Here is a 19,552-nt window from a genome sequence, read left to right on the forward strand (position 1 = left end):
ACTCAAAACTATTATTTCGCAAAATTCGTATTTTGTTGAATCACTGTGAATAAAGATGATTCGATCCGATTTCCCTGATATTAAATGGCTTAAGTCGATGGTGTCGGGACAGATCAAAGTCACCGATCCCTCAGGAAAACTGATCAAACCCAGGTGGCCCAATTGTATCATTAACGCCACTGCTTCGTCTGTCTATCGGCCGGATGTGCAGGGGCCGATTTCCATTTTCATGAATATAAGTGGCAACAGCTACTGCTCGACAGGCGGGCCCACCGCCACTATTAATGACGACTTTTTCTACGTTACCAACAAGAACCAGGAATATACATTGACTATTGAGCCAGGCCAACCGGCAGAAACCCTCAATATCCATCTGGGAGAAGATCTCTCACACCAAGTTTTATCAGGGCTGATTTCACCAGCCGATCAAATTCTCAACGACTCATACGGGCTGACGACCGAAAGCGTTGGGTTTGCCAACCGGCTGTACAGAAAGGATGCTGCACTTGCTTCCATAACAAAGCATCTTTACACGGATTTTAAAAATGGCTGTCTGAGCAACCTGAGGTTAGAAGAATATAATTATCAGTTGATGGTGTACCTGCTTTGCCAACACCGCCAAATACTCAGGGAAGTTCAGAAACTACCGGCCGCCAAAGCTTCTACCCGGATTGAGCTTCATCGCCGACTCTCCTATTCGCTTGATTACCTTCACAGCCATCAGGGAGAGACCATTGACCTCCAAAAGCTGGCTGATGAAGCTTTTCTTTCAAAATACCATTTTTTGCGGCTATTTAAGGTAAGCTTCGGTTGCTCCCCCTATCAGTACCTCCAGCAGCTGCGTTTACAAAGAGCCTTTTCACTTCTCAAGTCACGAGACATACCCGTCAACCAAATAGCCATTCAATTAGGCTTTGAGAACGCTACCAGCTTCAGTAGACTATTCTTTCAGCGTTTCGGGGCCTATCCCACACAATACCGCAGAAGTTTGTTTGCCTGATCCTGCCCATTGAAACTTAGCAATAATGGTCATCTCATATGTCTGGTGGCTGCTCTACCTTTGCTCCACAATCAAATTATTCAACTAATGAATATATCATTTTTTGCCTCCACAGCCGTCTACTTTGTGGTATTGTCGGTCATTTGCATAGGGCTCGTCACCTGGGCCATTGCCAAAACAGTCAAATCCAATACCCACCTCAATCAAAGAGGACATTGGAGGTTTTTATTTGCTATCTCTATTTGGATCACTATCATCAGCAGCCTCGCTCTTTCAGGGTTCTTTTCTGATTTCTCTACGCTTCCTCCCCGTCTTCTGATGGCGCCGCTGGTGCCTATGTTTACAATCACTTTCATTACACTTTTTGGAAAACTAGACAACGTGTTAAAACAAGTTTCACCTTCCTGGATCGTGTACCTGCAAACTTTCCGCATACCTGTCGAAATACTGCTTTGGATGCTCTTTATCCAAAATCTGCTGCCAGTTCAAATGACTTTCGAAGGGCGCAACTGGGACATCATGGTCGGGCTTACAGCTATCCCAGCGGGTTTTTTCTGCTTTGGAGGAAACAGATTCAAAACAACTGCCGCCATTTTTTGGAACATCGCCGGATTGATTCTGCTCTTCAATATTGTTATCACTGCTGTGCTCTCAATGCCAACCCCTTTTCGGGTTTTTATGAACGATCCGGCAAATGAAATTGTGGCAGATTTCCCTTTCGTTTTGCTGCCCGGTATACTTGTGCCCCTTGCCTTTTCTCTTCATGTTTTGTCACTGCGTCAAGTTTTTCTTTTCAGGAAAGAAGGAATTCAATCCCGTTTACAAAATGATTTAACCATGCTGTAAGCAATTCTTTGGCTTTTTGATAAATCCGCAGCATCTTAGAAATGGATTGAATCAATTCATTCCATTGCTACATTATGAAAAAGACATATACCTACACCCTATTTATTGCTTTAGCATTACTAGTCGCCGCTGCCATTGCCGGTATCGGACTTGACTCCCCGATCAGCGGGCCGTTGTTGATCGTCGGCCTCCTGTTGTTGGCATTTGCATTCAGAGGAAGTGAAAAAGCAAAAGGCTATAGTTACTCAGTAGTTATTTTCTCATCGGTTGCTGCAGCCATGTACTACCCCGCCCCGTTTCAGCAAATCGGTGACTTCAAGCTGGGCACGTTGATAGTTCCTCTACTACAAATCATCATGTTCGGCATGGGCACCTCCATGAGCATAAAAGATTTTGAAGGAGTAGTCAAAATGCCCAAAGGAGTTGGCGTTGGTTTGCTGTGCCAGTTTACCATTATGCCGCTGCTCGGATTTGGGATAGCCAAGCTGTTTAACTTTCCTTCCGAAATAGCCGCCGGTATTATACTGATTGGCTCAGCTCCAAGCGGGTTGGCCAGCAACGTGATGGCCTACCTGGCCAAAGCTAATGTGGCCCTGTCGGTAACAATGACAGCCGTAGCCACCATGCTAGCGCCGCTAATGACGCCCTTATGGATGAAGTTACTAGCCGGGCAATATGTTCCCATCGAATTTTGGGGGATGATGTGGAGCATTGTCAAAATTGTGATCATCCCGATCATTGGCGGCTTGATCTTTAACAAACTCTTTCATGGAAAGGCCCCCTGGGTCGACAGGGCGATGCCCCTTTTGTCAATGGCGGGCATAGCTATCATCATCAGCATCATTACTGCCTCCGGCAGGGATGCGCTCCTCACTTATGGCGTTGTCCTCGTTTTCGCAGCCCTGCTGCACAACACGGCTGGTTACTTTCTGGGTTATAAGCTTTGTAAAGCCATCAAATTACCAGAAAGAGACTGTAGAACAATTGCCTTTGAGGTAGGTATGCAAAATGGCGGACTCGCTTCGGGAATAGCGCAGGGGATGGGAAAAGTGGCTACTATGGGACTCGGCCCCTCTGTCTTTGGTTCATTGATGAACATTACGGGATCTATCCTGGCAAATTGGTGGAGAGACAAACCAACGGGTGAAGAAGATCCAAAATGAAAAGGCTTCTTCTTCCGGCAGCCGTTTGGCTCCTTTTCACACAAGGTGTTTTCGCCCAAACAGCCTCTTCCTTTGATGTCAACGACAGGCTGGGTCGTGGCATCAACATGGGCAATTCCTTTGAGGCACCTACCGAAGATGCATGGAGCAACCCCTGGCAGCCGGAGTACTTCAAAATAATAGCTGACCTTGGCTTTCAGCATGTGAGGCTCCCCGTCCGCTGGGAAACACCGGAACGGAGCATGGTCGACCCACCCTATATGATCAATGCAGACTTCTTGCAGAGAATTCAGTCCGTTGTCGACACTGCACTGAAATACAAGCTGCATATCATCGTGAATATGCATCACCACGATTCGCTTTTTGAGAACGTGACACGGGAAGAGCCCAGATTTCTTTCACAATGGAATCAAATAGCTGACTACTTCAAGAACTACCCGGATAGTGTGCTCTTTGAAGTACTGAACGAGCCACATGGAGAGATAACCCCGGCACTATGGAACAATCTATTTACCAAAGCGCTGGCCGAAATCCGAAAAAGTAATCCCACAAGAAGCGTGATATTGGGTGTGGCAGAGTACGGTGGCCTTACTGCCGTTCCTCAATTGGAAGTACCAGACGACGATCACCTCATTCTCAGCATCCACTATTATAACCCTTTCCATTTTACCCATCAGGGCGCTGATTGGGTAGGGCCCGAAACCCAGGCATGGCTTGGTACTGAGTGGAAAGATACAGAAGCCGAGCGACTAACTGTCGTCAACGAATTCAAGGTAGCACAGGCTTTCGCTGAGGAACGCAATCTGCCATTCAATGTTGGTGAGTTTGGTGCCTTTAGCACGGCCGATATCGACTCAAGGGTTCGATGGACTACCTACCTGGCACGGTGGTTTGAGTCGCAGGGCATGAGCTGGGCGTACTGGGAGTTCAGCGCAGGTTTCGGCATTTACGACCCTGAGACGAAATCTTTTTTGGATCCACTGGTCGATGCTTTGCTTCACAATCCAATGCCCGAGCCCGCCAAAGTTAATACCAAAGTTGTGTACCAAAGTGATTTTAGTTCTGGTCGGGACGGCTGGGTTGTCGTGAATCAGGGTGGTGCTTCCTCACTATTGGACAACGCAGGTGATAAGCTTACGGTGGCAATATCTGGTGGTGGCACCGAAGGCTGGCATATTCAGCTAACAAAAAATGACATTGACTTGACTAAAGGAAAAACCTACCAGATAGGCTTTAGCGCCAAAGCAGACGAAGCCCGGGCTGCTACCTTCTACGCTGGCAAAAACGGCGATCCGTGGACGGCATACAGTGGATACAATGGCGTGAGCATACCGGCTACAGAAACGAGATTCATTTTTACCTTCACAATGAGCGAACCCACCGACGACCAGGCGAGATTGGTATTTGACCTGGGTGAATCGGTAGTAGATGTAAGCATCTCTGATATTTTGGTAGAAGAGGTTCTCAATTCGGTCACTTCAGCCGAGAACGAGTTGAGCGAACGTATCACAGTTTTCCCCAACCCAAGCTCCGCTGAGCTGTTCGTCAGTGGCTCTGGAAATTACGACGAGGTGCTGGCGTTCGACATGCAGGGGCGTTTCATCAGCAACCTGTCGTTTCAGCCAGTCAGCAGATCAATTGACGTGAGCCAACTGCCAGTGGGGCTTTACTTGCTAAGGCTTGGAAAAAATGGGATCAGTCACACTTTTCGGGTGGTGAAAGAGTAACCTGAGAATTTTTTTCTTTCTATGAGGTGATATTCTCCCTCATATCTGCACTTATAATAAAACCAACACATGGAAGCAACAGCAACTCTTGAAAGAAAGCGCCCGGCTGATACTATGTTTGATGACAGGGCTGCCTTTTTTGAAGCACTGTATGAAGACGCTTTTCCGGCTGCAGCAAGGTTTGTGCATCGCATGGGCGGCGATGTGGATGACGCCCGTGACGTTTTTCAGGATGCCCTGATTGTCTTCTATGAGAAACTGGCAGCCCGGAATGCGCATATTGAAACTTCGCACAAAGCCTACCTGCTGGGAATATGCAAACATTTGTGGGTCAGGAAAGCAAAAGCAAAGAGTGGAGAGGTCAGCTTCGAAGACTGGGAGCAATCCATGGACGTGCCTGACATGAACAATGAGCACCTTTCGGCCAGGAAGCTGCTCACCTTGCTGGAGAATGCTGGGCAAAAATGTCTGGATCTGCTCAAGAGCTTCTACTACGACCGCCTTTCCATACAGCAGGTTGCCACTAGGTTCGGGTTCGGCAGCGAGCGCTCAGCTACGGTGCAGAAGTACAAATGCATGGAAAGGGTAAGAAACGAAGTAAAATCGAAAGGATGGCTATATGAGGACTTCACTGACTGAAATAGCACAAATAGAAAGCTACCTGCAAGGGAAGCTGGGCATTGCCGCCACTCTTCTTTTTGAAGCAAGGATGCTTTTGGAGCCATCGCTCAGTGCCAGCGTAAAGCTGCAAAAGATCATTTCGGAAGTCGTAACGCTATATGGCAGAAAGCAGCTCAGAAAAGAGATACAAATGATAGACAGCAAGCTTTTCCAGGCTGCCGACAAAACAGATTTCCGAAGAGAGATCGATCAAATTTTCAATAAAGATCAATAACATGAACATTCAAGCCAATCTGGTTCCCATGGTGATTGACAGCAACAGCCGTGGGGAGCGGGCCTACGATATATTCAGTCTGTTGCTCAAAGAGCGCATCGTTTTTCTGGGCACCAAAGTGGACGATGTATCGGCCAATCTGGTCGTAGCCCAGCTGCTCTACCTCAACAGTATCGACCAGAAGTCGCCCATTAATTTGTACATCAACAGTCCCGGTGGTGTGGTGTACGCAGGCCTGGCCATTTACGACACCATGCAGATGATACAGGCACCGGTGTCAACAGTCGCCGTAGGCGTAACAGCCAGCATGGGAACAGCTCTATTGTGCGCCGGAGCCAAAGGAAAGCGCTATGCCCTGCCCCACTCCACCATTCACATGCACCCTACAGGCGGCGGCGCTCAGGGCTACACCGAAGATGTACGAATTGCCACCCGTGAGCAGGAACGGCTACAAACGCAACTTTTTCACCTGATGGGCAAACATACAGGCCATAGCTGGGAGGAAATTGAGACCTTTTTCCTCCGTGACAAATACCTCAATGTACTGGAAGCCAAATCCTTCGGCATTATCGACGAAGTACTCGGCAACACAGACGATATCGTCGTACTGGAAAAAGAGGGCTTAAAAGTGAGTTTGGCCTCTTCCAAATAGCTTCCAATAACCCTCCAAGGGTTTCTCAACCCTTGGAGGGTTTGGCTTGCACAGCTGTCTATCTCTCCCTATATTACTTTCCCAACCCGCTTAACCTATGAAACTACTCTACACCCTACTTCTACTTATGCCCCTTGCTGCCATCGCCCAAACTCCCGGAAGCCTGACCATCAAAAAAGTGGCCGACTTCGATGTAAAAGAAACACCCGACAAAACCTGGGACGCTGCCAGCTGGGTAGAAGTACCTCAGAGAAGTGATAACGGCGTGACCTATGCCACCAAAGCCAAGGTCTTGTATTCTGAAACCGGCATCTACTTCCTGTTTCACTGCGAAGACAACAAGCTCACCGCCACTATGACCCAGGATTTCGACGACCTGTTCAAAGAAGATGTGGTAGAGGTTTTTCTCTGGACTGACGAAAAAAGCCCCATTTACTTCGAATATGAGCTGTCTCCGCTTAATTATGAGTTGCCCATCCTGGTGCCCAACTACGGCGGTAAATTCCTCGGCTGGAGGCCCTGGCACTACTTCAACGAAAGAAGAACCAAGCACGTAACGACTGTGGAAGGTGGCCCAAAACGAAGCAATGCCGACATCAAAGCCTGGACGGCCCAGTTTTTTATTCCCTATGTGCTATTGAACCCGCTGCAAAACGTCCCTCCCACCGGCGGCACCAAATGGAGAGCCAACATGTACCGCCTCGACTACGACAGCGGCAAGGCCACTCGTTGGGAATGGCAACCTATCCGCACCAACTTTCATGATTATGAAAGGTATGGGACTTTTGTGTTTGAGTAAAGGAGGTTAATGCATCCATGGCCTGTCCCCTGACAGGCCATTCGCAATAAATTCTAACACAACATAAAAGAAAAGAAAAGGTCGGTCGGGGGACAGACCTTGGAGTACACTTAAGGAATCGGCATTCCATTCTCACAACTCCACCGTTTTCCCAGTCTTAAAGCTCTCATCAGCTGCCAGCACAATGCGCAGGCTATTAACAGCATCTGCCAGGTGGTCGGTGAGGTCAAGGTCTTCTTTGATGGCTTTGAGCAGATACAACTGCTCCAGTTCGCAAAGTCCGTCGTGGTCTGGTTCGCTGGAAGTGTCTACAATCTGGTCGGGTTTTACGTACTCACCTTTGTCGTTGGTGGCAGAATAATGCACTTTCAGACTGCCCGTTTTGCTGTGCCCGTCAATATCTTGAGAGCCATCACCCTTAGGAGCATCCACTATATTCACACAGCCTTTTGGCCCAATCACGTCCTTTACAAAGTAAGCTACCTCGCTCATCATTGGCCCCCAGCCAGCTTCGTACCAGCCTACTGAACCGTCGTCAAAAGTCACCTGGAGCTGGCCGTAGTTATACATGGTCGGCTTGATTTCGTCGGTCAGCCTGGCTCCAATCGCACTTACACGGATCGGCTTTTCCCGGGTCATCATGCACATTACGTCTACATAGTGCACGCCGCAATCCACGATGGGCGACATGGTATTCATCAAGTTCTTATGTGTCTGCCAGTGCTTGCCATTGCTTTGCTGGTTCAGGTTCATTCGCATCACCAGCGGCTTACCGAGCCCTTGCGCTATTTCCACAAACTTGGCCCAGGCCGGGTGCACTCTTAAGATATAGCCTACCACCACTTTCTTATTCACCGACTTAGCCATGTCTACTACACTCTGCGCTTCCTCCACTGTAATGGCCAAAGGCTTTTCCACAAACACATGAGCCCCAGCCTTCAGGCTCTTCAGCGTATAGTCCACGTGGGTTTCAGCATAGGTGTTGACCGACACAACGTCTGGTTTGGCAAGCGCCAGCGCTTCGTCAAAGTCTGCATAACATGGGTAGTCCCCACCAAGCTCGTCATTCAGTTTCTCTCGGCTTTCTGCCGTACGGCTTACTAGCCCCACAATTTCAAAATCTTCCAGCTTGTGATAGGCTCTTGCATGTGATGCACCCATATTGCCGCACCCTGCTACTAATACTCTCAACTTATCGCTCATGTCTTTGGTGTTGTAAATTTGCTATGCCAATTAACCCTCCGAGGGCTCTCAACCCTTAGAGGGTTGAAATCTTCTTTAAATAGAAACTTTTTTACCTTCTTTTCAAAGTAAGAGATGATTTGCCTAAAGAAGCAAAGGATAACTGGTCAATCTGGTTTGTTAGCAATAAATTCGCGTCAAATAGTCCATTACTGCGTTTCTAATGTCTGCCTATTCCATCTCTCACATCAAAAAAGAACTTCAAGTCCTTGACCCGGAACAGCTCCAGCAGGTGATCCTTCGCCTGGGTAAATACAAAGTGGAAAACAAAGAGCTGCTCTCCTACCTCCTTTTTAAGGCGCACGATGAAGCCATTTTCATCGAAGAAGTAAAAGAGGGAATCGATGAAAGCCTTTCCTCTTTGAACGACACCAACCTCTACTGGGCCAAAAAAACGATCAGAAAGGCCCTGCGTTTCGCCAACAAAAACATACGATACTCTGGCATCAAGGAAACAGAGGTCGAGATCAGGATCTATTTCTGCCAGCAAATGAAAGCGACCGGTCTGCCCTTTCAGCGAAGCACCGCTCTTGACAACCTTTACACCGGCCAGCTTAAAAAAATAGAAAAAGTGCTCAGCACCCTGCACGAAGACCTGCAGTTCGACTACCAGCAGCAAATTGAAGAATTAAGGAATCACTAGATTTGATACCTTCGACCTCGTTCAAATACACAGTTTGTTGCTACAGCTGAAACCAGAATGGGGGGTTGCCCCGCAGGCGGGTGGGGGAAAATTGGCGGCAGATGAGCGGCCTGGCTTGTACGTTTAATTTTCCTATGATTTTTGCCTACTTTTCATCTATGGGAAAAGTAGGAGCCCTTCCGGCTTGAGGAAAAGAACCATAAACAAAAATGACTGACGATTGACGCAATGATAAAGAAACAAACAACGACACTTTTACTTCTGATATTTTCCACCCTAGTTCATTGGAACAACTTATTTGCCCAACCCTTCAAATTCACCAAAACCCCGGAGGGCATCAGCCTCACTGAAGGCACTCATCCCATCTACTTTTACCAACAGCAAACTAAATCGCTTGACGGAAAATACCCCCGAGCGAACTACTTGCATCCTCTTTATGGATTAAACGATGAAGTGCTAACGGAAGACTTCCCGGCTGACCACCTGCACCAAAGAGGCATCTTCTGGGCCTGGCACCAGCTAATCGTTGATGGCGAACGCATCGGCGACGGATGGGAATGCAAAGGCATTGAGTGGAAAGTGACCAGTGCCAATACCAACGCTGGAAAAAATGCAGCCAGATTGGAGGTGGCAGTTGACTGGAACACGATATGGAAAGGTGATAGCATTACGTTCGTTAAGGAAAACACAGTGATCACCGTTTATAAGACAACATCAGACTATCGGGAAATGGACTTTGACATCAGCCTTACAGCCAATGGCCACGATGTGTGGATTGGTGGATCTGAAGACCACAAAGGCTATAGCGGCTTTTCTGCCAGAACCATCCTTCCCGATGATATTAAATTCCGTTCTGTAAACGGAGATTTGACCCCCACCGATCCCGCCATGCAGGTAGGTGGTTGGGTCGATATGATTGCTACCTTTGAAAAAACAAAGTCGGGGTTCGCCATAATGGCGGATACGACGCAAATGACATCATGGCACGGCTGGATCCTAAGAAACAAAAAAAGTATGCAGAACGCAGCCTTTCCGGGCCGTAAACTCTTTAAAATCGCTAATGGAGAAACTGTTACCATGCGATACAAGTTGATTATTCACAAGGCCGAATGGCCACAAAATGCTATTGAAGAAAAATTCAAAACCTTTATCGATAAGAAATGAAGTACTTAAATTTTAGGAATGGAGATCAAATGCCAGCCATTGGACTGGGTACCTGGAAAGCCGCTCCCGGCGATGTTTATAAAGCTGTAATGGAGGCTATTAAGATAGGGTACAGGCATTTTGACTGCGCCCATATTTACGGCAATGAAGATGAAATTGGAACTGCCTTTGCCGATGCTTTCAAAAGTGGCGAAGTGAAGAGAGAAGCCCTTTGGATCACTTCCAAGCTTTGGAACAACAGTCACCGGAAAGACCAGGTAGAGCCAGCACTGAATATAACCCTGAAAAATCTACAGCTCAACTATCTCGACTTGTATCTCATCCATTGGCCAGTGGCGCTGCAAGAGGGAATCGGTTTCCCCGCCTCGCCAGCCGACTTTATTCCTATCGATCAACTTCCGCTGACCGTTACCTGGTCGGGCATGGAGGAAGTGGTAAAAAAAGGGCTTACCAGGCATATTGGGGTCTCCAATTTCAATGTCAAAAACCTGAAGCTGATCAGCGAGGGCGCTACCATCATACCAGAAGCCAATCAGTTGGAATTGCACCCCTATCTGCAACAAAATGAGTTGTTGGACTACTGCAAAAAGAATGAGATCGTTGTCACAGGCTATTCTCCTCTTGGCTCCTCCGACAGACCGGCCAGGTTGATCAAGGAAAGCGACCCGGCGATTTTGGAGAGTGAAGCGATCAAGAAAATAGCGGTCGCAAAAAACTGCTCGCCAGCCCAAGTACTCCTTAGCTGGGCTGTGACAAGAGGAACTTCGGCCATTCCCAAATCTGTGAATCCAAAGCGCCTGAAAGACAACCTGGAGTCAACTTCTGTTGAGCTGTCTGCTGATGACTTAAAAACCATTGCCGGCCTGGACTTAAATTTTCGGTATATCAACGGAGAAACGTGGGCAAGCCCGGGGTCGCCGTATTCGCTGGAGTATTTATGGGGTAAGTGAGCAGCAAGTAGACGACTAGCAACACGGTGGAGAGAGATTACTTCGTATCAATGATGTAGCTATGAAAAAGACGATAATTGTCGCTGCTCTTCAGTTGTTGGTCGCAAATACCTTAATTGGTCAGGAAGCCAAAAAGCCACTTGTGAAAAAGAGTGCAGTATATGTTCACGGCGGCATTTTCAATTACAATGGAGGCTACGAACGCAGTTTAATTACTTTGAAATCGGGTGTGATCAACGCCAAAGCTGCAGTTGGGAAAAGCAGTGCACCCGACCACTATGGCAAAAACCTGATGCTTGCTGCTGGATATCTTCATGGTAAAAATTCTCACCACCTGGATGCGGACATGGGAATTGGCTATTTTTCTAACAATACGGGCGACTTTTCAGAATTTTTCCTGGTTGGGCACCTGGGTTACAGGTACCAGAAACCCGGAGGCCTGCTCGTCATCAAAGCAGGATCAGGAGCACCCGAAGGGCTGTACCTGGGGCTTGGATTGGCTTTTTAACCTGACGCCAGAGCTGTCCCGATAAAGAGATTTGGCATAGAAATTGATCCTCGTAATCGAACAGTTCATTTTTTTAACTATCCTTTCGTACAATGAAAAAGCTCCTGATTTTTTGGCTGGGGTTGGTTTCGTTTTTTACAGCGAACCCGCAGCACACAACCATAACACCGGACATAAAGCTTGCTTGGGAAACACAAACAAACCATGGTGTTCTACCGGCTTTCAATGCCAATGGCGAAGAATGCAACAGGAGAAGCCAAACGGTTATCGCATCGCAAGAAATTGGCTTAGAAATCTACGACCGCTAGGATTCAGCCGGCAAAACCTGTGGCTTAGTTGAGCTTTATACCTGAGCCTTGCAACTGCTCATTCTTCCGCTTGTCCAAAGCATCAATGAACAGATTTTTTAGTGATTTTGTTTTATTCTATTAAACCCTACCAGCTATGAATGTTTATGCCTTTATCATCCCTATTGTTTTGCTCCTGCTAATTGCAGAAATTATTTACTGCGTATGGAGCAAAAATGGTCAGTATCCATTTCAGGATACCATCACGAATATTGCCACCGGCATCGCCAACCAATGCGTCAATCTTGCCGTGGCTTTCTTTGTTTACAAATGGTACGGCTGGTTGGCGCAGTTTATTCCCTGGGAGATTCCAAATACCTGGTATTTCCTGCTTTTGCTGCTATTACTTCAGGATTTTCTCTTTTATTGGTTTCACCGTGTGGGGCACACGATCAATATTTTCTGGGCCGCCCACATGCCGCATCACTCCTCTGAAGAGCTTAATTTATCTGTTGGGATCAGAGCAAGCTTCACTCAACGAATCTTTCAATTTCTTTTCTTTGATTGGGTACTGGTGATTGTTGGCTATACGCCAGAAGCCATTTATGCAATGGCTGCTGTTCATCTTCTTCTTGCCTACTGGCATCACACAACGCTGATCAAAAAAATGGGATGGTTCGAAAAGTATTTTGTCACCCCCTCACATCACCGGGTACATCATGGAGTAAACCCTCAATACATCGACAAGAACTTCTCTGAATTCCTCATCATTTGGGATAAATTGTTCGGCTCCTTTGAAAAAGAAAAAGAGGAAGTATGTTATGGAGTAACGCACCCTCCCCGAACCTGGGATCCGATTTTTATCAACTTTCAGTACTGGAAGCAGTTGTGGGACGATGCAGTGGCTGCTCCTTTCTGGTGGGACAAGTTCAGGCTTTGGTTTATGCCACTTGGGTGGAGACCAAGGGGGTTGGAATCGGAGAAGAAAGATAGAATTGGCTACACCAGGGCCGAGCAAGTAAAGTATGTCAGCAATCAGTTTACCAACCTTAAACCTTATTTGATTTTTCAAGTGGGAGCGGCATTGGCCTACCTTTGGATAGTAGTCAACCTAAAGTTTCCGCTGACAGCCGTGGATCGGGTAGTAATGTCTATAGGCATCTTTATGATGATCATTAGCTGGGGAGGGCTGATGCAAGCCAGGCCATGGTCAATTTATCTGGAGATGATCAGGCTTCTTTATATGTCTGTAACATGTATAGTCGTTCTCCATGCCAATGAAATGGCCGAACTGACAGGCTGGGAAGCTATCGTGGCGCTTCTAACGGCAGGAGGCAGCCTTCTCTATCTGATTTTCATAATAAGCAAACCCGAATTGGAGCCTTCCTAAGTTCTCTGCCAATACGTCTGGGTGCTGCACTTTTTAAACTTATCTGACACAAAATGAAAAAGATTGTCTGTCTCCTGCTCTATCTGGTCGGATACGAATCATCAGCCCAGGACTCTACCGTGGTATCAACTACTAATTTTATTTATATGACGGTTGGGAGCACCGCAGCGGTCTCTATAAATGCAAACTTTGAGAGAACAATTATTCGCCGGTCAAAGGATTACATTTCGGTGAAAGCAGGCGTGGGCCACAGAGCAAGCTTCACCTTTGGCCAAAGAACACTTTCTTTAGGCCTGGTTCAAGTCTTCGGTTGTGGCAATAAGCACTTTGAATGGGCAGCCGGGGTGGTTCACTTGTATGAACAGGGGTTCACTTCAAAATTTGTCGCCGACGTGAAAGCCGGGTACCGCTATAGTAAGCCGAAAGGGCACTTCCTGTTTAGAACAGGGTTGGGATATCCTGAAGGAGTTTACGCAAGCGTAGGCATTGCCTATCAGTGACTTGGCGAGATCGCAACCTCATTTTTCCATCTGAGTAAAAAGCTAAGGCTTTCGGGTCAGTTTTTCGTACTTTTAAGGAAACCGAAAAAGCCATGAAAACCATTCTATTTGCTTTGTTGGCGTGCACATTTACTTTCAGTGTTAGTGCACAGGTGTTTAATGCCTATACACCACCCACACAAAAACCACCTCTCCATGGGAGAAACTGGATGGCCATCACCGGCAAGCCATTGGCCGCCACGGCAGGTGCCATGACTTTCCAGAAAGGGGGCAACGCCGTCGATGCCGCCTGTGCCATGATTGCGGCTACCAGCACCATGTGGGACGTGCTCAGCTGGGGTGGAGAAACGCAAGCCATGATCTACAATCCAAACACCAAAAAGGTTATTGCTATCAATGCGCTGGGCGTTGCCCCCACTGGCGCTACTCCTGAGTTTTTCAAGGGCAAAGATTTAGACTACATACCCGAATACGGCCCTCTGGCTGCAGTTACTCCAGGCACTCCGGGAGGCATTATGGTAATGCTGGCCGAATACGGCACCATGAGCCTGAAAGAGGTGTTGGCCCCCGCCATGGAACTGGCCGCAGGCTACCCTATTGAGGCTCAAACTGCCAATGCTATTGAACGGGGCAAAAGTGAAATCAAAAAATGGCCCTATTCAACCAAAGTGTTTCTCACCCACCCGGGCGAAGAAAGAGAAGCGCCTGAGGCAGGAGAAATCTTCGTGCAGAAAGACCTGTTGGCGATGCTTACCAAGCTCGTAGAAACTGAACAGGCAGCGCTAAAAAAGAAGAAAAGTCGTAAAGAAGCTATTTATGCCGCCTATGATCGTTTCTACAAAGGAGACATTGCCAAAGAAATAGCCCGTGGCACACAGGAGCAAGGCGGGTTGATTACCGAACAAGACCTGGCCAACTGGGAGGTGAAGATTGAGGAGCCTATGATGGCCAACTACAAAGGCATTGATGTGTACAAGCTTTCGCAGTGGACGCAGGGCCCTGCCTTGCTCCAGTCGCTCAATATGCTGGAGAACTTTGACCTGAAAGCCATGGGCTACAACTCGTCCAAATACATCCACACCTTGTACCAGGTAATGAGCATGGCATTTTCTGATCGTGACTTCTACTACGGCGATCCGTACTTTGGGCCGGAAGAGCCCATGAAAGGCATCTTGTCGAAAGAGTATGCCAAAGAGCGCATCAAACAGATCAACTGGGAAATGAACGACGCTAAGATTGGCCCTGGTGACCCTTACCCTTTTGAAGGCAAGGTGAACCCGTACAGTGAGCTGCTGAAGCAGAAAAGCCAGGCATCGCTCTCTGCACCTGATGAAGATTTCATGAGAGGCTTCCTGGCTGGCACCACTTCAGTGCAAACTGCCGACAAAGACGGATGGGTAGTGTCAGTTACTCCAAGTGGTGGCTGGATTCCCGCCTGCATTGCTGGGAATACCGGTATTGGTCTGAGCCAGCGCATGCAAAGCTTTGTGCTGAACAAAGAAGAAGGGCCTTTCAATGTGGTGGAGCCAGGGAAAAGGCCAAGGGTGACCCTCACTCCCTCTATGGCATTGAAAGACGGAAAACCATTCCTCTCTTTCGCAGTGCAGGGTGGCGACACGCAGGATCAGAACCTGCTACAGATGTTCCTCAACGTGGTGGAGTTCGACATGACCATTCAGGAAGCGGTGGAAGCCGCCAACATCAACAGCTACCAGGTGAGCAGCTCGTTCGGCAACCACGAAAGCATTCCGGGTTCACTTTTGTTGCGAGACGACACATCACCATGGATTCAAAAGGAGCTCATCAGAATGGGCTACAAGCTACGGTTCGACGACCGAAGCTCCGGCCCTATCAATGCCATCTACTTCGACTGGAAGCATGGCAGCTTCTGGGGAGGATCGAGTAATTATGGAGAGGACTATGGTATTGGGTGGTAGGTTACACTTTCCAGCTTATTCATAGCCACATCAGAAGAGTAATGACTATATTAGTAAAACGAATGTATAATCAATAAACACCCATTAAACAGATGGACAATAAAAGAACAAGAAGGGATTTCCTTAGGAATACCGGAACCCTGGCAGCCGCTTCTGCCCTGCCCTTTTTCAGTAGAGTGCCTGCCTTTGGCAACCCTCTGGATACTAAAACACTGAGAGTTGGCCTTATCGGCTGCGGTGGTCGTGGCACCGGCGCTGCTAACCAGGCTTTGGCAGCTGATGACAACGTGGTGCTGGTAGCCATGGCCGACCTGTTTGATGACCGGCTAACGGAGTCGCACGCTAACCTGACCAAAATCCACCCCGATAAAATGAAGGTGGACAAATCAAGACAATACCTTGGTTTTGATGGTGCTGATAAAATAATCAATGCCACAGACATAGACGTAGTGATACTTACCACGCCTCCCTATTTCCGTCCAGAACATTTTGAAAAAGCTGTCAACGCCGGCAAGCATATTTTCTGTGAAAAGCCCATGGCGGTAGATGCACCAGGCGCCAGGAGAGTAATGGAAGCAGTAAGGCTGGCGGAGCAGAAGAAACTCAACATCATGTCTGGCTTCTGCTGGAGGTACCACACGCCTAAGAGAGCCACCTTCCAGAAAATATTGGACGGAGCCATTGGTGAGGTAACTACTGTTTACAATACCTACAATACCGGTGCGCTTTGGCTGCGTGATACCCAACCCGGCTGGTCCAAGCTGCGCAAGGATATGAGAAACTGGTTGTATCACACCTGGATTTCAGGAGACCACCTCATCGAGCAGGCTATCCACAGCGTGGATATGCAGTCGTGGGCACTGGGTGATGTGCTACCGGCTAGCGTAACCGGCACGGGTGGACGTCAAAGTCGTGTTGAACCCGAGTTTGGAAACGTTTACGACCACTTTGCGCTTGTTTACGAATATGACAATGGAGCCAGAGGCTTCCACTTCAGCCGTCAGCAAAAGAACTGTAGCAATAGTTACGCCGTGGAATCAATCGGCACGGAAGGTACGGCAATGGTAAACTGTATCCGTAACCGCCATACCATCACCGGCAAAGAAAGCTGGAAGTATGACGGGGAGGACAACGATATGTATCAGCAGGAGCATGACGAGTTATTTGCTGCGATCAGAGCAGGTAAACCTGTGAACGATGGAAAGAGGATGGTGGAGAGTACTATGCTCGGCATAATGGGTAGAATGGCAGCCTATACAGGCCAAACCATCACCTATGAGCAGGCCTGGAACTCTCAGGAGAAGCTCGGTCCGGACACTGTGGACGAAGATACCAAATGGGAAGATGCGCCGGTGGCACAGCCCGGCATCACACAATTTTCATAACTAATACTTAAAAACCTCCGGAGTTAGTTTACCGCCTATTTCAGGCAAGGCAAGCGTCGGAGGTTTCCCTTTTTCCACAACACCCTACCGATCCAAAAACCATGAACAGAAAAGAATTTATTAAGAAATCTACCGGAGCGATTGCCTCCGCAGCCATTCTGGGATCAGGAGCCATCAGTCCGTTGTCTGCATCACCGAAAAAAGAAGCACTGGCCAAAGTCAGCATCAAAAAGAGCCTTAAGTGGGGCATGGTAAAGGAAGACCTGTCTATCATGGACAAGTTCAAAATGCTGAAAGACCTCGGCTATGATGGCGTGGAGCTGGACAGTCCCAATGACCTTGACAAGAAACAAGTACTTGCTGCCAGGGACAAGACTGGCTTGGTAATTCCTGGCGTGGTCAACTCGGTGCACTGGAAGAGCCCCATCTCCCACGCCGACCCGAAAGTTAGACAGGCTTGTGTGGACTCAATGAAAACGGCCTTGCAGGACTGTAAAGACTACGGCGGCACAACGGTACTTCTGGTGGCTGGTGTTGTGAACGCAGAAACGAGCTATGATGATGCTTACCGCCGCTCTCAGGATGAGATCAGAAAAATGATTCCGTGGGCGCATGAAACCGGCGTGAAGATTGCCATCGAAAACGTGTGGAACAATTTCCTGCTAAGCCCGATGGAAGCTGCTCGCTTTGTGGATGAATTGAACGACCCGATGGTGGGCTGGTACTTCGACATTGGCAACGTCGTACGTTATGGCTGGCCTGAGCAGTGGATCAAAGTGCTGAATCGCCGCATTATGAAGCTGGATGTTAAGGAGTATAGCCGTAAGAAACAGAGTGATGAGGGCATCTGGAAAGGTTTCGATGTAGAGCTGCTTGAAGGAGACAACAACTGGTCAGCCGTCATGCGGGCACTGGAGGCCATTGACTACAAAGGCGGTTGGATGAGTGCCGAAGTGAATGGCGGCGACAGAAAACGGCTGCAACAGATAAGCGAATTGATGGATAAAATCATTGCTCTTTAGAAGTTGGAAGGAAAGTCCACGATAAAACGTGGGCTCACTTAGGCCCTTGCCGGTTCATTCTATCTTCAATTTCCTTGATCTTGGCATACACAAGATCAAGTTCCTGGTCTTGTGTATCAGAGAGTTCTTTAAAGGCCTCATCGAGAAGGGTCATATGATCACGAAGAAACTTCAGTTTAGCGTCTGTTACAACTCGAAGTCGCTCCACTTTTTTATTTATCTCTTCTATTGTCATGTTGAAAGGCTTCCATTATTAACGATAATATACAAGTAAAAAGTTTGTTCCACAACACCGAATGTTCAAACGCCTCACTTGGATTCCGATAGCTCAAGCGTCCGCCGAGCCACGTTGGCTTGGATATAGGTAACCTCCCATTCTTAACTATTTCCCGCCCCTCCGATTCGCTAGCTGATCCCCTCCAAAAACTCCAATGCCCTCATTTCAGCCCAGTAAATCTCGGCCCCAGTCTGTGTAAACCCAACGTGACCTCCCACCTTTGGCGTTTCTAAATACAAGTAGCTACTCTCTCTGGCCATTTCATAAGGGTAGCATTTGTCACCCAGCATTGGGTCATTCAGGGCATTTGCAACAAGAGCAGGTCTTTTCAGTTCAGGGTAAAACTGGTCAGATGTAGCCTTCAGGTAGAAATCATCCCGGCTGCTAAAACCATGCAGAGGCGCGGTGTATCTATCATCAAACTCATCGAAGGTCGTGATGAGGTCTATGTCTGTAGCATTTACCACATCAGGATGCCTCAATGCCTTCACCTTCATTTTTTCCTTTAGCTTATTGAGAAAGCGATCTTTGTAGAATTTGTTGCTCCTTCTGGTGAGTTGCACAGCACTGTCCCATAAATTACAAGGCACCGAGAAGGTAGCAGCGCCAATAATCTCCTCCCTGACCTGGCTCCCTCTTTCACCAAGATACTTCAGACTCATGCTTCCCCCCATACTGAACCCAACCAGAGCAATCTTTCTGTAGCGGCCCGATTTCAACCCATGCTCAACAACCGCCGAAAGATCCTCCGTCGCTCCATGGTGATACAGCCTCGGTAGTCTGTTCATCTCTCCACCACAGGTGCGGCAGTTCCATGCCAGTGCATCCCAGCCGTTGGCTGCGAAGTACTTCGCCATCCCGGCAATGTAGGGCCTGTCGCTGCTCCCTTCAAGACCGTGAGTGAGCACCACCAATTTGTCGCTACCTCCGGTCAACCAGTCCACATCCAGAAAATCTCCATCCTCCAGTTCCACTCTTTCCCGGTCGTAGGTTACACCTCTAACTTTTCTAAAAGCGGAGGGGACAACTGTTTCCAGGTGGGGGTTAAAAAGATAAGGTGGCCGCCGCTTATAACTACTTTTGGAAATTAGTGGCATCTAATATTCTCATCTAAATCGTTTGCGGCTTAAAAATACATGAAGAGGTTTTTATAAGAGCCCTCCAT

At 48.0% G+C, this 19,552-nt stretch carries 21 protein-coding genes; 18 read left to right on the top strand and 3 right to left on the bottom strand.

Going from position 1 to position 19,552, the window contains the following annotated elements:
* Window positions 1-55: 55 nt before the first annotated feature.
* From RIF36_RS14970 to RIF36_RS15005, 8 genes are all read left to right on the top strand, one after another.
* Window positions 56-1,000 carry a helix-turn-helix domain-containing protein gene (locus tag RIF36_RS14970; protein ID WP_350127297.1) on the top strand — a complete coding sequence of 315 codons (945 nt, stop codon included), beginning with the start codon at window positions 56-58 and terminating at the stop codon, window positions 998-1,000.
* 87 nt (window positions 1,001-1,087) lie between these two features.
* Window positions 1,088-1,846, top strand: a complete 759-nt coding sequence (locus RIF36_RS14975) for a DUF8737 domain-containing protein (protein ID WP_350127294.1) — start codon at window positions 1,088-1,090, stop codon at window positions 1,844-1,846.
* Between the two features lie 74 nt (window positions 1,847-1,920).
* Window positions 1,921-3,009: a bile acid:sodium symporter family protein gene (locus RIF36_RS14980; RefSeq protein ID WP_350127291.1), complete on the top strand. Its 1,089-nt coding sequence runs from the start codon at window positions 1,921-1,923 to the stop codon at window positions 3,007-3,009.
* Window positions 3,006-4,736 (top strand): cellulase family glycosylhydrolase, encoded by a 1,731-nt coding sequence (locus RIF36_RS14985; protein WP_350127288.1) that lies wholly within the window; start codon window positions 3,006-3,008, stop codon window positions 4,734-4,736. The genes RIF36_RS14980 and RIF36_RS14985 overlap by 4 nt, the downstream gene beginning before the upstream one ends.
* Window positions 4,737-4,805: 69 nt before the next feature.
* A complete protein-coding gene (locus RIF36_RS14990; RefSeq protein ID WP_350069413.1) occupies window positions 4,806-5,375 on the top strand; it encodes an RNA polymerase sigma factor in 570 nt (189 codons plus the stop codon).
* Window positions 5,356-5,631 carry a hypothetical protein gene (locus RIF36_RS14995; RefSeq protein WP_350069410.1) on the top strand — a complete coding sequence of 92 codons (276 nt, stop codon included), beginning with the start codon at window positions 5,356-5,358 and terminating at the stop codon, window positions 5,629-5,631. The genes RIF36_RS14990 and RIF36_RS14995 overlap by 20 nt, the downstream gene beginning before the upstream one ends.
* A 1-nt stretch (window position 5,632) precedes the next feature.
* A complete protein-coding gene (locus RIF36_RS15000) occupies window positions 5,633-6,283 on the top strand; it encodes a ClpP family protease (RefSeq protein WP_350069407.1) in 651 nt (216 codons plus the stop codon).
* A gap of 97 nt (window positions 6,284-6,380) precedes the next feature.
* On the top strand, window positions 6,381-7,082 hold the full coding sequence (locus tag RIF36_RS15005) for a carbohydrate-binding family 9-like protein (RefSeq protein ID WP_350069405.1): 702 nt from the start codon (window positions 6,381-6,383) through the stop codon (window positions 7,080-7,082).
* 132 nt (window positions 7,083-7,214) lie between these two features.
* Here the strand turns inward: RIF36_RS15005 and RIF36_RS15010 are convergent, their stop codons facing one another.
* A complete protein-coding gene (locus tag RIF36_RS15010) occupies window positions 7,215-8,285 on the bottom strand; it encodes a Gfo/Idh/MocA family protein (protein ID WP_350127285.1) in 1,071 nt (356 codons plus the stop codon).
* Between the two features lie 202 nt (window positions 8,286-8,487).
* On the opposite strand from RIF36_RS15010, the gene RIF36_RS15015 reads away from it, so the two are divergent.
* The 10 genes from RIF36_RS15015 to RIF36_RS15060 all read left to right on the top strand — a co-directional run bounded on the left by RIF36_RS15015 (window position 8,488) and on the right by RIF36_RS15060 (window position 18,110).
* Window positions 8,488-8,967: a hypothetical protein gene (locus RIF36_RS15015; RefSeq protein WP_350127282.1), complete on the top strand. Its 480-nt coding sequence runs from the start codon at window positions 8,488-8,490 to the stop codon at window positions 8,965-8,967.
* Window positions 8,968-9,195: 228 nt separating this feature from the next.
* Window positions 9,196-10,131, top strand: a complete 936-nt coding sequence (locus RIF36_RS15020) for a DUF6807 family protein (protein ID WP_350127279.1) — start codon at window positions 9,196-9,198, stop codon at window positions 10,129-10,131.
* Window positions 10,128-11,081, top strand: a complete 954-nt coding sequence (locus RIF36_RS15025) for an aldo/keto reductase (RefSeq protein ID WP_350127276.1) — start codon at window positions 10,128-10,130, stop codon at window positions 11,079-11,081. The genes RIF36_RS15020 and RIF36_RS15025 overlap by 4 nt, the downstream gene beginning before the upstream one ends.
* A gap of 61 nt (window positions 11,082-11,142) precedes the next feature.
* Window positions 11,143-11,589, top strand: coding sequence for a hypothetical protein (locus RIF36_RS15030; RefSeq protein ID WP_350127273.1), 447 nt, complete (start codon window positions 11,143-11,145; stop codon window positions 11,587-11,589).
* A gap of 92 nt (window positions 11,590-11,681) precedes the next feature.
* Window positions 11,682-11,897, top strand: coding sequence for a hypothetical protein (locus RIF36_RS15035; RefSeq protein ID WP_350127270.1), 216 nt, complete (start codon window positions 11,682-11,684; stop codon window positions 11,895-11,897).
* 136 nt (window positions 11,898-12,033) lie between these two features.
* Window positions 12,034-13,266: a sterol desaturase family protein gene (locus RIF36_RS15040; RefSeq protein ID WP_350127268.1), complete on the top strand. Its 1,233-nt coding sequence runs from the start codon at window positions 12,034-12,036 to the stop codon at window positions 13,264-13,266.
* Between the two features lie 53 nt (window positions 13,267-13,319).
* Complete coding sequence (locus RIF36_RS15045) at window positions 13,320-13,766, top strand: hypothetical protein (protein WP_350127265.1); 447 nt, start codon at window positions 13,320-13,322, stop codon at window positions 13,764-13,766.
* 92 nt (window positions 13,767-13,858) lie between these two features.
* Window positions 13,859-15,703: a gamma-glutamyltransferase family protein gene (locus tag RIF36_RS15050; protein WP_350127263.1), complete on the top strand. Its 1,845-nt coding sequence runs from the start codon at window positions 13,859-13,861 to the stop codon at window positions 15,701-15,703.
* Between the two features lie 92 nt (window positions 15,704-15,795).
* A complete protein-coding gene (locus RIF36_RS15055; protein WP_350127260.1) occupies window positions 15,796-17,088 on the top strand; it encodes a Gfo/Idh/MocA family protein in 1,293 nt (430 codons plus the stop codon).
* A 101-nt stretch (window positions 17,089-17,189) separates the two neighbouring features.
* Window positions 17,190-18,110 carry a sugar phosphate isomerase/epimerase family protein gene (locus tag RIF36_RS15060; protein ID WP_350127257.1) on the top strand — a complete coding sequence of 307 codons (921 nt, stop codon included), beginning with the start codon at window positions 17,190-17,192 and terminating at the stop codon, window positions 18,108-18,110.
* 34 nt (window positions 18,111-18,144) lie between these two features.
* On the opposite strand, the gene RIF36_RS15065 is transcribed toward RIF36_RS15060, so the two are convergent.
* Entirely contained in the window at window positions 18,145-18,318 is a 174-nt protein-coding gene (locus tag RIF36_RS15065) for a hypothetical protein (RefSeq protein WP_193217926.1), read from the bottom strand.
* Window positions 18,319-18,515: 197 nt separating this feature from the next.
* Window positions 18,516-19,484 (bottom strand): YheT family hydrolase, encoded by a 969-nt coding sequence (locus RIF36_RS15070; protein WP_350127254.1) that lies wholly within the window; start codon window positions 19,482-19,484, stop codon window positions 18,516-18,518.
* Window positions 19,485-19,552 lie beyond the last annotated feature (68 nt).

Origin of the sequence: Imperialibacter sp., assembly GCF_040222815.1 — a bacterium.
GTDB lineage: Bacteria > Bacteroidota > Bacteroidia > Cytophagales > Cyclobacteriaceae > Imperialibacter.

Coding starts and splice junctions, on each gene's coding strand:
- RIF36_RS14970 (WP_350127297.1), top strand. CDS start 56: ATGATTCGATCCGATTTCCCTGATATTAAATGGCTTAAGTCGATGGTG.
- RIF36_RS14975 (WP_350127294.1), top strand. CDS start 1,088: ATGAATATATCATTTTTTGCCTCCACAGCCGTCTACTTTGTGGTATTG.
- RIF36_RS14980 (WP_350127291.1), top strand. CDS start 1,921: ATGAAAAAGACATATACCTACACCCTATTTATTGCTTTAGCATTACTA.
- RIF36_RS14985 (WP_350127288.1), top strand. CDS start 3,006: ATGAAAAGGCTTCTTCTTCCGGCAGCCGTTTGGCTCCTTTTCACACAA.
- RIF36_RS14990 (WP_350069413.1), top strand. CDS start 4,806: ATGGAAGCAACAGCAACTCTTGAAAGAAAGCGCCCGGCTGATACTATG.
- RIF36_RS14995 (WP_350069410.1), top strand. CDS start 5,356: ATGAGGACTTCACTGACTGAAATAGCACAAATAGAAAGCTACCTGCAA.
- RIF36_RS15000 (WP_350069407.1), top strand. CDS start 5,633: ATGAACATTCAAGCCAATCTGGTTCCCATGGTGATTGACAGCAACAGC.
- RIF36_RS15005 (WP_350069405.1), top strand. CDS start 6,381: ATGAAACTACTCTACACCCTACTTCTACTTATGCCCCTTGCTGCCATC.
- RIF36_RS15010 (WP_350127285.1), bottom strand. CDS start 8,285: ATGAGCGATAAGTTGAGAGTATTAGTAGCAGGGTGCGGCAATATGGGT.
- RIF36_RS15015 (WP_350127282.1), top strand. CDS start 8,488: ATGTCTGCCTATTCCATCTCTCACATCAAAAAAGAACTTCAAGTCCTT.
- RIF36_RS15020 (WP_350127279.1), top strand. CDS start 9,196: ATGATAAAGAAACAAACAACGACACTTTTACTTCTGATATTTTCCACC.
- RIF36_RS15025 (WP_350127276.1), top strand. CDS start 10,128: ATGAAGTACTTAAATTTTAGGAATGGAGATCAAATGCCAGCCATTGGA.
- RIF36_RS15030 (WP_350127273.1), top strand. CDS start 11,143: ATGAAAAAGACGATAATTGTCGCTGCTCTTCAGTTGTTGGTCGCAAAT.
- RIF36_RS15035 (WP_350127270.1), top strand. CDS start 11,682: ATGAAAAAGCTCCTGATTTTTTGGCTGGGGTTGGTTTCGTTTTTTACA.
- RIF36_RS15040 (WP_350127268.1), top strand. CDS start 12,034: ATGAATGTTTATGCCTTTATCATCCCTATTGTTTTGCTCCTGCTAATT.
- RIF36_RS15045 (WP_350127265.1), top strand. CDS start 13,320: ATGAAAAAGATTGTCTGTCTCCTGCTCTATCTGGTCGGATACGAATCA.
- RIF36_RS15050 (WP_350127263.1), top strand. CDS start 13,859: ATGAAAACCATTCTATTTGCTTTGTTGGCGTGCACATTTACTTTCAGT.
- RIF36_RS15055 (WP_350127260.1), top strand. CDS start 15,796: ATGGACAATAAAAGAACAAGAAGGGATTTCCTTAGGAATACCGGAACC.
- RIF36_RS15060 (WP_350127257.1), top strand. CDS start 17,190: ATGAACAGAAAAGAATTTATTAAGAAATCTACCGGAGCGATTGCCTCC.
- RIF36_RS15070 (WP_350127254.1), bottom strand. CDS start 19,484: ATGCCACTAATTTCCAAAAGTAGTTATAAGCGGCGGCCACCTTATCTT.